General features: G+C 36.2%; 11 protein-coding genes and 1 tRNA gene. 4 read left to right on the forward strand and 8 right to left on the reverse strand.

Translation table 11 applies throughout. From position 1 onward, the window contains the following. Nucleotides 1-23 precede the first annotated feature (23 nt). Entirely contained in the window at nucleotides 24-200 is a 177-nt protein-coding gene (gene rd / locus AMET1_RS01610; protein WP_086636745.1) for a rubredoxin, read from the reverse strand. A gap of 192 nt (nucleotides 201-392) precedes the next feature. Here rd and AMET1_RS01615 point away from each other — a divergent pair, with 192 nt between their 5' ends. After that, the gene (locus AMET1_RS01615; protein WP_086636746.1) at nucleotides 393-1,784 is read left to right on the forward strand and encodes an NAD(P)/FAD-dependent oxidoreductase; all 1,392 of its coding nucleotides are present in this window, start codon (nucleotides 393-395) and stop codon (nucleotides 1,782-1,784) included. Between the two features lie 348 nt (nucleotides 1,785-2,132). On the opposite strand, the gene scpB is transcribed toward AMET1_RS01615, so the two are convergent. The 5 genes from scpB to cysS all read right to left on the reverse strand — a co-directional run bounded on the left by scpB (nucleotide 2,133) and on the right by cysS (nucleotide 8,954). Further along, nucleotides 2,133-2,654: an SMC-Scp complex subunit ScpB gene (gene scpB / locus AMET1_RS01620; RefSeq protein WP_086636747.1), complete on the reverse strand. Its 522-nt coding sequence runs from the start codon at nucleotides 2,652-2,654 to the stop codon at nucleotides 2,133-2,135. Nucleotides 2,655-2,657: 3 nt separating this feature from the next. Continuing rightward, a complete protein-coding gene (locus AMET1_RS01625; protein ID WP_086636748.1) occupies nucleotides 2,658-3,446 on the reverse strand; it encodes a segregation/condensation protein A in 789 nt (262 codons plus the stop codon). Then, complete coding sequence (smc, locus tag AMET1_RS01630; RefSeq protein ID WP_161490712.1) at nucleotides 3,436-6,972, reverse strand: chromosome segregation protein SMC; 3,537 nt, start codon at nucleotides 6,970-6,972, stop codon at nucleotides 3,436-3,438. The genes AMET1_RS01625 and smc overlap by 11 nt, the downstream gene beginning before the upstream one ends. Nucleotides 6,973-6,987: 15 nt before the next feature. After that, nucleotides 6,988-7,383: a hypothetical protein gene (locus AMET1_RS01635; protein ID WP_143406798.1), complete on the reverse strand. Its 396-nt coding sequence runs from the start codon at nucleotides 7,381-7,383 to the stop codon at nucleotides 6,988-6,990. A 143-nt stretch (nucleotides 7,384-7,526) separates the two neighbouring features. Next, complete coding sequence (gene cysS, locus AMET1_RS01640; protein ID WP_086636751.1) at nucleotides 7,527-8,954, reverse strand: cysteine--tRNA ligase; 1,428 nt, start codon at nucleotides 8,952-8,954, stop codon at nucleotides 7,527-7,529. A 472-nt stretch (nucleotides 8,955-9,426) separates the two neighbouring features. On the opposite strand from cysS, the gene AMET1_RS01645 reads away from it, so the two are divergent. Next, a tRNA-Ile gene (locus tag AMET1_RS01645) sits at nucleotides 9,427-9,501 on the forward strand. 295 nt (nucleotides 9,502-9,796) lie between these two features. Here the strand turns inward: AMET1_RS01645 and AMET1_RS08075 are convergent. Then, complete coding sequence (locus AMET1_RS08075) at nucleotides 9,797-9,919, reverse strand: hypothetical protein (RefSeq protein WP_269087986.1); 123 nt, start codon at nucleotides 9,917-9,919, stop codon at nucleotides 9,797-9,799. 62 nt (nucleotides 9,920-9,981) lie between these two features. Here AMET1_RS08075 and nadA point away from each other — a divergent pair, with 62 nt between their 5' ends. After that, nucleotides 9,982-10,911 (forward strand): quinolinate synthase NadA, encoded by a 930-nt coding sequence (gene nadA / locus AMET1_RS01650; RefSeq protein WP_086636752.1) that lies wholly within the window; start codon nucleotides 9,982-9,984, stop codon nucleotides 10,909-10,911. Beyond that, nucleotides 10,898-11,740 carry a carboxylating nicotinate-nucleotide diphosphorylase gene (gene nadC, locus AMET1_RS01655; protein WP_086636753.1) on the forward strand — a complete coding sequence of 281 codons (843 nt, stop codon included), beginning with the start codon at nucleotides 10,898-10,900 and terminating at the stop codon, nucleotides 11,738-11,740. The genes nadA and nadC overlap by 14 nt, the downstream gene beginning before the upstream one ends. A gap of 318 nt (nucleotides 11,741-12,058) precedes the next feature. On the opposite strand, the gene AMET1_RS01660 is transcribed toward nadC, so the two are convergent. Beyond that, nucleotides 12,059-12,421, reverse strand: a complete 363-nt coding sequence (locus AMET1_RS01660; protein ID WP_086636754.1) for a carboxymuconolactone decarboxylase family protein — start codon at nucleotides 12,419-12,421, stop codon at nucleotides 12,059-12,061. Nucleotides 12,422-12,582: the final 161 nt, after the last annotated feature.

A 12,582-nucleotide genomic window follows, 5' to 3' on the forward strand; every position in this document is an offset into this window, starting at 1 on the left:
AATCAATCATTCTTTATATTTAATTATTCCATTTTTTCAAACATGTCTTTACCAACACCACAATCAGGGCAGACCCAGTCTTCAGGAAGTTTTTCAAAAGGAGTTCCTGGTTCAACACCACCTTCAGGATCACCTTCTTCAGGATCGTATACATATTCGCATACTGTGCAGATATATTTAGCTAAATCATTTCCATTCATAGTTACCTAATAATAATTTAAACACATTCAATATAAGAGTTTTATTTTAAAGTATAAAAAAAAGAAAAAACCTATTTAATCAGGTAGTTTAAGTAGAAAGTTTGGACGTGGTTTGGGTTTTAGAATGAAAAACCACTAAGGTTAAAATAGCTGTAAAATAATCATTGTTCGGACTATTTGGTGATTGTCTTTATGGAATTTGATGTAGGAATAATTGGTGGCGGACCTGCTGGACTTTCTTCAGCAGAGATACTATCGAACTCAGGACTTTCGGTATGCTTGATAGACAAAGGTAAAGCACCTTTAGAGAGAATAGAGTCAAATGATATTTTATTCGGTATAGGTGGTGCTGGAGGGCTTTCAGATGGAAAGCTTAATCTAACACCCGATATCGGAATGGAAATTGAAAACCTAAATATTGATCGAGATGAGGCTTCGGACCTAATCAGTTATGTTGACAGTGTCTGGATTAGAAACGGTGTTGACAAGGAATACTACGGAGAAGGCGATAAAGAAAGAAAAAAGAAAGTAAGAGAAATGAAGAGAAAAGCCGCTTCTAAAGGCGTAGAGCTTGTTTACGGACCACAAAAACACATAGGTTCCGATAAAGTTCCTACAGTAATGGACAACATGATGCGGGAGCTTCAAAGCCGTGGCGTTAAATTCTATATAAACACAGAAGTTAACGAAATAGAGAAAAAAGAAAGCACCGGAGAATTTGTTTTAACCACAGATGACATGGAGATTAAATGCAACCAACTTATAGCTGCACCTGGAAGAAGTGGAGCAAACTGGTTTAGAACACAAGCCCAAAAACTCGGTATTGAAGTTACATACGGCCCTATAGACGTTGGTGTTAGAGTCGAACTACCAAAAGAAGTTTATGACCCAATGACCGACGTGATTTACGATCCAAAATTCAGGTGGAGAAGCAAAGGATACGATGACTTGGTTAGAACATTCTGCACAAACCCAGAAGGATACGTAGCTACTGAATACTATGAAGACATGCTTTTGGTGAACGGACACGCTAAAAAAGACTCAAAAACAAACCTAACAAACTTCGCATTGCTTGTAAGAATTCATTTAACCGAACCCGTTGAAGATACAAAAGCGTATGGAAGAAAGATCGCTGAACTAGCAAACAAAATAGGTGGAGACAAACCAGTAGCTCAAAGGCTAAAAGACCTAAGGGACTGGAGAAGAACCGATCAAGGAAGAATAGACAACCTACCATACAAACCAACATTAAAAGAATTCACACCAGGCGACATCTCCCTAGCATTACCACAAAGAATAGTAATGAACATAATACACGGCCTGGAAACACTGGGAGAGCTTGTACCAGGTGTAAACCAAGACCACACGTTACTATACTGTCCAGAAATCAAGTTCTATGACTCAGTATATCCAACCGAAAACTACCTAGAAACAAACCTTGAAAAACTAAGAGTCGCTGGAGACGGTGCAGGAAAATCAAGAGGAATTGTTGGTGGAGCGGTGTCTGGAGCTATAGCTGCAGTAGGCGTGCTAAAAGAAGAAGGAAAAGAACAATACATCCCTCCAGAACTAAAGGAATTATAACCAACCATCAACTAAAAAACAATAAAAAGTGTTGGTGTGCCGGGTAGGATATCCCGGCCAAAGTTTACTATTTTTCTCTGTTATTTTTTTGTTTATCTATTTTTTTGTTCATTAAACGATTTCAAGGTCTTAATGTTTTTTTTGTTAAATTAATATTAGGCCGACGATAACGATGAGGAGTGCAATCATAATAACAAAGGACACAAGTCCAGAGGTTCTCATTTGCTTTTTGTTCATACACTTCACCCCTCAATTAATATTATATCTTTCACCCTATATATCGCTTATTAAAAAAATAGATTTGAACTGAGTTGATTTAAGTTTAAAAAACCAGGTTTTGGGTTGGTGTTAATCTAGGAAGTCTTCGAGTGTTACTGGGTCGAATTTTTCTGTTAGTGCGTTTCTCACTTCTTCTGGTGTTTTTCCTTCTATTCCGAAGTATTCTGAGAATCCGTTTGTTGTTTGTAGTAGTTTTGTTCGGCCGTATGGTTTTGCGTTGACGAATCCCATTTCTGTTAGTTCTTTTATGTGGTTGTAGGCTTTGTTTCCTCGTATGTCTACTATTTCTGATTGGCTTACTGGTTGTTGGAATGCTATTACTGAGAGTGTTCTTAGTACTGGTGTTGATATTTCGATTGGGGCGAGGTTCATTACTTCTTCGCTGTATTTTGGGTTTATTTGCATTACGTATTTTTTGTTTACTGATTTGATTTCTATTGCTGTGTCTCTTTCTTTGTATTTTTGGGTTAGGTTTTTTAGGTGTTTTTTTACTTTTTTGGTGGGGATTCCTGTTGTTTTTGAGATTTCTTTTGCGTTTAGTGGGTTTCCTGCTGTGAATAGGGCTGCTTCTACTATTTTTTGTTTGTCCATTGTTTATTCTCCTGTTTTGTCGTTTGTTTTGTTGGGGTTGCGTAGTTTTATTTCGATGTCTTTGTTGATTTCTGTTTGTTTTATCCATATTTTTTTTCTTGTGGCTAGAAAGAGGAGGGGTATGTATTTTGATATGATTTCTTTTGGGTTTTGGTTGTTTAGTATTTCTTTGAATTTTATTTTTTCTTTTTTTTCGTTTTTGAATTTGGTTTTTAGTAGTTTGTGGACGTTTTTTATGTCTTGTTCTATGTCTTCTTCGTGTGCGAGGTTTCGTACTTTTTCTTGGGTTTTTTTGTTTTCTTGGGTTTGTTGTTTTCTTCGTTTTTTTCTTTTTTGTTTTGTTTCCATTGCGTTTTCGAATTCGTCTATGAGGTCTATTAGGGTTGCTGATCTACTTGATTCTCTTCTTGCTGGTAGTTCTAGTTCTGGGAGTTCTTGGTATTCAAGGTCATAGAAACAGGGGGTCCAGTCTTGGTCGTCGTACATTACTTCTTCTTCGTGTTCTTCTTCGTCGTTTACTAGCATCTCGCTTTTTTTTCTTAGAAGTATGGAGGAGAATAGTAGTGTGTTTCCGGAGATTTTTAGGTTTTCTCGTTCCATTTTTTCTACTTTGGTTAGGAATTTGTCTGCGACTTTTATGACGTCGAGGTCCCATGGGTCGATTTCGCCTTCATCGATCATTTCTAATAGCATTTCTATTGGCTGGCTTTCTTTCCAGTTTTCATCGAGTCTTTGGTGTAGTCTGTTTTCGATTTGGTGTGGGATTGCAGTGTTATCTTCTTTAGTTGCCATTTAGTACCACCCCTGTTGCTTCGGATACTCCGTTTTCTTGCATTGTTATTCCTATTGTTTGGTCTGAGGATTCGATTGTTGGTTTTCGGAGTGATACGACTATGAATTGGGCGTTGTTTGATAGTCTTTCTATCATTTTGGCCACTCTTTCTACGTTTGCTCCGTCCAGGAACATGTCGATTTCGTCGAAGGCGTAGAATGGTGCTGGGTCGTATCTTTGTATTGCGAATATGAAGGATAGTGCTGTGAGGCTTTTTTCTCCTCCGGACATTGCGTCTAGTCTTCTAACTGTTTTTCCTTCTGGGATGGCTTCTATTGTGAGTCCGCCGTCGAATGGTGATTTAGGTTTTTCCAAAATTAATTCGGCTTGGCCGCCGGGGGATAGTTTGCTGAATACTTCTTTGAAGTTTTTGTTTATTTCGTTGAATGTTTTCATGAATACTTCGGTTTTTCTTTCGTCGTAGGTTTCTATTCTATCTATTATACCTTCTCTTTCTTCTGTTAGTGTGTTGATTCTTTCTTCGAGTCTTTCTTTTCTTTTTTTAACTTCTTCGTATTCGTTTATTGCTTTCATGTTGACTGGTTCTAGCTGCTCCATCTCTTTTTCTATTTCATCTAATTCGTTTTCTATTTCTTGTGGGCTTGGTAGTTCTTTGTCGACTTCGAAGTCTTCTAGTTCTCTTTCAACTTCTTTTATCTGTTCTTGTTTTGTCTCTAGGTCTTCTTTTAGTTCTTTGATTTTGGTTTCTATTTGTTCGAGGTTTTTTTGTGTTGCTGATTCTTTTTTTTCGAGTTCACTTAGGTTTTCTAGTAGTTTGTCTCTTTGTTTGCGGAGTTTTTTTAGTTTTTTGTTGATTTCTTGGTCTTCTTGTTCTTTTTCTTCTAAACGTGTTTTTAAGTTATTTATTTCTTGTTTTTTGTTTTCTATATCTTTGTTTAGTTGTTGTTCTTTTTGTTTTAGTTCTTTTTTCTTTTCTTTCTGTTCTTTTAGGTTTCTTTCTGCGTACTCTATTTCAAGTTCTTTTTGGTTTAATTTGTTTTCGACGTTTCCTGTTACCTCTCGAAGCCGTTCTATTTCTTCTTTTATTCTATCGATTTCATCCATGTATTTGGGTATCTCTGTGTTTTCAACTCTTTCTTCGAGTTTTTCGATTTTTTCTTTTTTGTTATTGATTTCGGTGTCGAGTTTTTTGATTTTTTCTTCGAGTTCTTTGATTTCTTTTTGTTGTTCCTTTTTTTCTTGGAGTATTTTTTCTTTTTTCTCTTTTTTTCGCTGAATCTCTTCGTTGTATCTTTCTATGTCTTTTTGGTTTGTATCCAGTTTTTTCTGGAGTTTTTCGATTTTGGTTTCTTTGTTCTTGATTTTATTGTTTACTCTTGACAATCCTTCATCGAGGTTCTGGATCTCTGATTGTTTTTTATCTATTTTTTGTTTTATTTTTTTGATTTGTTTTTTGAGGTTTTTTACTTCTTTTTCGTCGTCAACTGTGAATTTGAATCTTGATTTCTTTTTTGATCCACCTGACATTGCTCCGCCTGGGTCCACTAGGTCTCCGTCTAGTGTGACCATTCGGACGCCACCCATGTTTTGTCTGGCTGCTTTAAGGTCTTCCATAATCACTGTGTCTCTGAAGACGTACCAAAAAGCTGGTTTATATTTTTCTTTGAAATCGATGAGGTTTATTGCGAGGTCTACTGAGCCTGAGGAGTTTAAGGCTTCTTTAGCTCTACTTCTAGGTGGTCTGTATCTTATTTTGTTGATAGGTAGGAATGTGGCTCGACCTAGCTTGTTTCTTTTTAGGTAGTTTATGCATTCTTGAGCGTCTTTATCTGTTTCTACAACGATTGATTGCATTCTACCACCTGCTGCTATCTCTAGTGCTGTTGAGTATTTTTCCTGTACTTTACCTAACTCTGATATTGTGCCGTATACTCCGTTTAGAACTCCGTTGCCTTTTGCTTTTAGTATTTCTCGAACTGGTCTTGAGTAACGGTTGTCTATCTCTTCGGCTGCCTGCATTTTTGCTTCTGCCTTAGCTATCTTTGTTTGTCTGTTTCGATGTTTTTGTTCAAGTTCTTTGAGTTCCTTTTTTTTGTAGAGTTTGTCTCTTTCTAACTCGCTTTTGGAGTCTTCTATTTTTTCTTTGGATTTTATTAATCTGGATATCTCTTTTTCTAGTTCGGGGGTTTTTTCGTTTATTTCTTGTTTCTTGGATTTGAATTGTTTTATTCTGTCATCTATTTCATGAATTTCGTCTTCTTTCCGTCTTAATGAATCTAAAACTCTGTCTTTTTGTTGAAAAAGCCTGTTTTTGTTGTTTCTTTTTTCTTCAAGTGCTTTTTTTAGTTCTGATACTTTTTCTTTTACTTTAAAGGATTCGTCATCGATTTCTTCTATTTTGTTTTTGAACTTTGTTTTTTCGTTTTTTTGGCTTTCTATCTCGCTTTCGATGTTTGTTTTTTGTATTGAGAGTTTTTCTTTTTCTTGTTTTAATGAGTTGATTTTTTCTTTAAGGGAACTTCTTTTTGTATAGATTTTCTTTTTGTCTTCTTGAAGTTCTTTGATTGATTCTTCCATCATAGATATTGAGTCATGTCCTCTGGATATCTCTCCTTTTATCTCCTCAATCTCTCTTTTTATCTCTATCTGTTCTTCTTCTCCTTTCTGCGAGATCTCTTTGTTCAGTTGTTCGAGCTCACTATTTAGTTCTGTTATATCGTTTTTTAGGTTGATGAGTTTGGATGAATATTTGTCTTTTTCTTTCTCTTTGTTTTCAAGGAGTTTTTCGATTTTCTGTATATCTTTCTCGATTTTATCCTTCATTGAGGCGATTAGGTATAGTTCGAGTTCTTTTTTACGGTCTTTTAGTTTTTTATACTTTAATGCGTCTTTCCTTTCATCTTCAACTTCGTTGAGACGGTCTTTAATTTCTTTTAAAATTATCTCTACTCTATCTATCTCTTGTTTTACTGTGTCAAGTTCGTTAAAAGCTTTTTCTTTTTTCTTTTCAAACTCTGAAACTCCGGCTATCTCATCTATTATTCTACGTCGCTCAGTACTACCTACATCTGTTATCCGTGTTACATCACCCTGCATCACGATGTTGTATCCTTCTTCAGATATACCTGCTTCAGAAATAAATTCATGGATCTCTGTTAACGTTACAGAGTTATCATTGAGATAATAATAGCTATAATATCCTTTATCAGTACGCTTGACTTTTCTTTTAATAGATACGGTGTCTTCAGAGGTTGGTAGTTCTCCATTACTGTTATCCAACTTCAATGTGACTTCAGCGAAATTAGGGTTTTCACCATTATCACCCTGGAAAATCAAGTCTGTTAGGTTATCTGCACGTAAATCTTTAGTCGTAGATGTACCTAAAACAAAACAAAATGCATCTATTATGTTGGATTTACCTGAACCATTCGGCCCTGATATCGCGTTGAATCCATCTGAAAACGGTATTTTGGTTTTCCTTCCAAACGATTTAAAGTTGTTTAGAACGACCTCCTCGACCTTCAAAAAAATCCCTCAAGACTATTCAATGATGATTATATCATCATCCTCTTCCTCTAGCTCACCGTTTCCAGTTTCTTCGGCACAAGCTGATTTAATCAAATTATCCTCTGACTCCTCAGCAATCGGTGAACCACCAGTTTTTTCTGCATCTGCTGGGCCAGTGAAAATCACACAATCCTCTTTATCTTTTTTTATTGATGTAGAACCCTCTACAATATCTTCATCGCTACCATCGTTTAGATTCCCTTCTAACTCCATAGAGTCTATTCCATGGCCAATTTCTTCCACTTCTTTATCGCTACCAACTTCTTGCCTTAATAAATAGTTCTCTTCTTCCAGTTGTTCAATCTCATTTTCTCGCCTTTGAAGCCGTCTTCTCAATAACGCGATTTTCTTCTCCAACCTATCTATCACGTCTTCAGTGTGCTCACCATTCCCGCCGGAAGAATCAATAATCTCGTTCATACCATCCCCTCCACCTCTAACTATCGTCGAGGAACTTATATCTTTTATGGTGTGGTTTATATCGAAATCAAATAAACAACAAACTTAGAATTTTATTTTTTCAGTTTCCAAGTTGGATCATCACAATCCTCTATCTCTACACCAGCTTTGTTAAGTCTATCTCGAATTTCGTCGGCAACGTCATATTCTCCCTGCTCTCTTAACTCTTCTCTCAAATCCAATATCTCATCAAGTATCTCTTCAACCACATCTTCTTCAATGTCCTCATCAAAATAGTTTTCAGGAACAACTCCAAAAATACCTAATAACTCCTCTAAACGTTCAATAACATATTCGGGGTCGGCTTCACCATAATCATTGTTGTCAAGTTTTTTATTTGCCTCTTTAATAAACTGAAAAATCAATGAAAAAGCTTCAGGAGAATTGAAATCTCTATCCATCTTCATTTCAAAATCAACAACAAGCTTATCAACAAGCTCAGACAACCTACCCTTTACACCTTCACCTTTATGTCTATGAAGCCTTTCAAGGAAATTTAAAATCCTATCCAACTCAGTTCTAGCCTCCCGAATCTTATCTTCAGTATAATCAACGGGAGATCGATAGTGAGAACTTAAAATCCAAAGACGCAATACCTCAGGACTATGTTCATCTAAAGCCTCGCGAACGGTAATGAAATTACCTTTACTTTTAGACATCTTCTCACCACCAACATTAAGTAACCCGGTATGCACCCAATAACGAACCGGGTCCGTACCACACAAAGCCTTACCTTGAGCAATCTCATTCTCATGATGCGGAAAACCCAGCTCTATAGCCCCACCATGAATATCGAATTTCTCACCCAGATATTTAGTCGACATAACCGTACACTCGATATGCCAACCAGGAAAACCCTCACCCCAAGGAGAAGGCCAACTCATCAACTGATCCTCACCAGCCTTCTTCCATAAAGCAAAATCCCTTGGATCCTTTTTATCACCAGACGACTCAACACGCCCAGACTCCTCAAGATCATCAAAAACTATATTAGAAAGCTCTCCATACCCATCAAGCTTAGAAACATCAAAATAAACCGAACCATTAACCTCATAAGCAAAACCCTTCTCCACCAAATCCTCTACAGCCTCAACCATATCAATAAGATGGCCAGTAGCCCGAGGCATTATATCCGGCCGCTTAATCTTAAGGTCATCAACATCCTCCAAATGCTTACGCATATAATACTCAACAATCTCCATAGGATGCGTACGCTCCCTCTTCGCACGCTTCTCAACCTTATCCTCACCCTCATCAGTCAAATGACCAACATCAGTGATATTCTGAATATACTTAACATCAAAACCCTTCCACTCAAAATAACGAACCATCATATCATAAGCAACATAAGTCCTCGCATGCCCAAGATGAATATTATCATAATCTGTAGTCCCACAAACATACATACCAACCTTACCTTCTTCCAAAGGCTCAAAAACCTCCAACTCACCAGACAGCGTATTATAAACCTGAATTGTCATAATTATCACAAACCCAAAATCAACAAACAATTATCCTCAAACTCTTTATTTCCTACCCCTCAAAAAACAACCAAAAAACAAACCGACAACCAAAAAAACAAAACAAACCGACAACCAAAAAAACAAAACAAACCGACAACCAAAAAAACAAAACAAACCGACAACCAAAAAAACAAAACAAACCGACAACCAAAAAAACAAAACAAACCGACAACCAAAAAAACAAAACAAACCGACAACCAAAAAAACAAAACAAACCGACAACCAAAAAAACAAAACAAACCGACAACCAAAAAAACAAAACAAACCGACAACCAAAAACTACCTAACACCAATATATTTATGTATAACAGAAACACACTATATTCGGTCTTAGCACACAACAAAAACCCAACAAACGATAGAAAACAAAACAAAAACTACATCCAAGACCACAAACTAATTAAAAAAATAAAAAACTAAACTAAATCAAGGGCCCATAGCTCAGCTAGGTTAGAGCACTCGGCTCATAACCGGGTTGTCGAGGGTTCGAATCCCTCTGGGCCCACTTAAAAAACCACTGTCTTTTTTACGAACAGATTAAATATATTCAGTATTTATAAAAACGTCCTACAATCTATAAAAGACTTTAATGTATTCCTTTTTTTAAATTTGTTTTAATGCTTAGGTTTTGTTTTTTGTGAAGTGGAGTTAGCAGTTTTTTTTAGGTTATCCAGTTCCTGCTTATATAGATTATTAATGCAGTGATTTTATCGAGAAGGTTGTTTTTTGATGTGGGGTTGTATTTAGTTAATCAAAAACGTTTCCTAATTCACGGAATAATTCTATGGAAAAGATAGCGGTTATCTAAATTTTTTGTTTTCGTCTTGTATTTTTATTGTGTTTCCACATTTTGGACATTGTGTTGTTTTTTCTTTAGCTTCGATTAGTATGGCGTTTCCACATTTTGGACATTCTTTTAGCAATTTTATATTCCTCCCTAGTGTTTTTTCTTTTTTAAACAAAATATTTAGTTTGAGTGTTTTTGATGGAATGTGATTTGTTTGAAGAGATTTTGGATTTGAAAAAAGAGATGGATGCTGTTGTTTTAGCTCATAATTATCAGGTTGGTGAGGTCCATCGGGTTGCGGATTTCGTTGGTGATTCATTAGGTCTAGCTTTGAAGTCTAGGTCTGTTGACGCTGAATATGTTGTTTTCGCTGGTGTTGATTTTATGGCTGAGACGGCTGCTGTTTTGAATCCGGATAAAAAAGTATTGTTACCTTCTAAGGAAGCAAGTTGTCCGATGGCTGGTATGTTGTCTCGTGAGAGTTTGTGTAAGGCTAAGGAGAAACATCCAGATGCAGAGGTTGTGATGTATGTTAATACGAGTGCTGAGGTACGGGCGGAATCAGATGTTACTTGTACTTCATCTAATGCTGTTGAGGTTATAGATAATTTGGATTGTGAAGAAGTTATTTTTGGACCTGATCGGAATTTAGGGTGGTATGTTGAAAAGGAGACTGATAAAGATGTTTTTGTAGTGCCTGATGATGGTCATTGTTATGTTCATAATGTCTTTCAGCCTCAGGATGTAGATGAGGTTAGGGATCGTTTTTCTGATGCGGTTGTTTTGGTTCACCCTGAATCTAAACCTGTTGTTCAAGAAAAAGCCGATTATTTGTGTAGTACTGGTCAGATGATAGATTTTGTAGGTAGTTCTAAGAAAGATAAATTTGTTATTGGTACTGAGGTTGGTTTGGTTGAACGTTTAAGGTTTTTGTTTCCAGATAAAACTTTTATTCCACTTTCGGATAAGGCGGTTTGTCGTGAGATGAAAAAAAATAGTTTGAAAAAAATCTTGTGGTCTTTAGAGAATAGGGGGTTTTTGGTTGAGGTTTCAGATGTGGTTGCAGATAAGGTTAGGGTTAGTACTGAAAGAATGTTTGAATTGACCGGTGTTGATGATGTTAAGTGAGTTTGATATGGATAAATTGAGGATGATGTTGGATGAGGATTTGGGTGATGGTGATGTCACTACTGAATCTATTATTAGTGAGAACGATTTGGGAGTGGGAAATGTTGTTGTGACTGAACCTGGTTTTATTTTTGGTTGTTCTATGGTTGAGTTTCTTTTTAATGAAATGGGTGTTGTTTTTGATTCAGGTGTGGAGGATGGGGATCGAGTTAGTTCTGATGAAGTTGTTGGTGTTGTTGAGGGATCGGTTAGAGATATCTTGATGGGTGAAAGGGTTGCTTTGAATTTATTATGTCATCTAAGTGGTGTTGCAACTGCAACTAAAGAGATGATTGATATTGTTCGGGATGTTAATGCCGATGTTGATGTTGCTGCTACCAGGAAGACCACTCCTTTGTTGAGGAGTTTTGAAAAAAAGGCTGTTAAGGCTGTGGGTGGTGAACCCCATCGTAAAAATCTAGGGGATTTTGTTTTGATTAAAGATAACCACCTAAGGTATGTTGAGTCTATAAGTAAGGCTGTTGAAATGGCTCGTGCTGGTGGTTCAAAAAAAATTGAAATCGAGGTAGAAAATTGTGTAGAGGCTTTAGAGGCTGTATATGCAGGTGCTGACATTGTAATGCTTGATAATTTCAGTCCAAAAGAAGTTTCTAAAACGGTTGGAGTTATTGAAGAGAATGGTTTATTAGATGAAGTGGTGATAGAGGTTAGTGGTGGGATAGAACCTAGTAATATCGGTAGTTATGCAATAAAAGGAGTTGATTTGATTTCATCAAGCTACATGACTATGAAGGCGCCAGCTCTTGACATTAAACTAGATTTAATTTGAACTGGAAATTGGGTTTTTTTGAAAATTAGTTTTCTATCTGTGTGTTTCTTTGTTTTGATGTATTCATCCTATTAGCATTTCGAACTATTTTCTTCTTTTCATCTGTTTCGTTCGGTTTTTATTTGAGTTGTTTGTTTTCTATTTTTTCTATTCTTTTTGGTAACCTATTTATTGTTTCAAGTTTTTCTATTAGGGATTTTGTGGGGGGTTTTAGAGAAATGGGTTTTGGGAATTAGGTTTTTTTGGGTTGTTGGTTTTCGGTCAAATGAGGGCCCAAAACCCTAGACATGGACTGTGTTTATTTTTTGTTTGGTGGTTTTATTCTTGTTCTTTTAGTAGTTTTAATGCGTCTTTGCATGCTGCTACTGCTGGTGCTCCTGATGTTATGAATATTACTTCCATCAGTTCCATTATTTCTTCTTTGGTGGCTCCGTTGTTTAATGCGCTTTTCATTTGGGATTCGGTGCATGGTTCGCATTGTTTTGAGGCTACTACTGCTAATGCAACCAATATTTTAGTTTTGGCTGGTAAAGCTCCGTCTTGAAGTATTTTGTTGTTACACCTTCTATATCGACCTAGGTTTTCAGGCTCTATATCTTCTATTGTTTGTAATACTTCTGGTAGGAAACCCATCTTTCCTTCAATGTCGTTCAGTAATTTTTTATGATTCTTTTTATCCATGATGTATACACCTTACTATCTTTTTTATTTGTTTTTTTAACTATTTAGGATTAATGATATTGTTTTAACTTAGATGGTAAGGGATTTTCAATCCTTTTAGGATAAAACCTTTTTCAAAGGTAAGTTTATGGTTCTTCGTTTTTATTAATCCTTTTTTTTTG

This window comes from Methanonatronarchaeum thermophilum (assembly GCF_002153915.1).
Lineage (GTDB): Archaea > Halobacteriota > Methanonatronarchaeia > Methanonatronarchaeales > Methanonatronarchaeaceae > Methanonatronarchaeum > Methanonatronarchaeum thermophilum.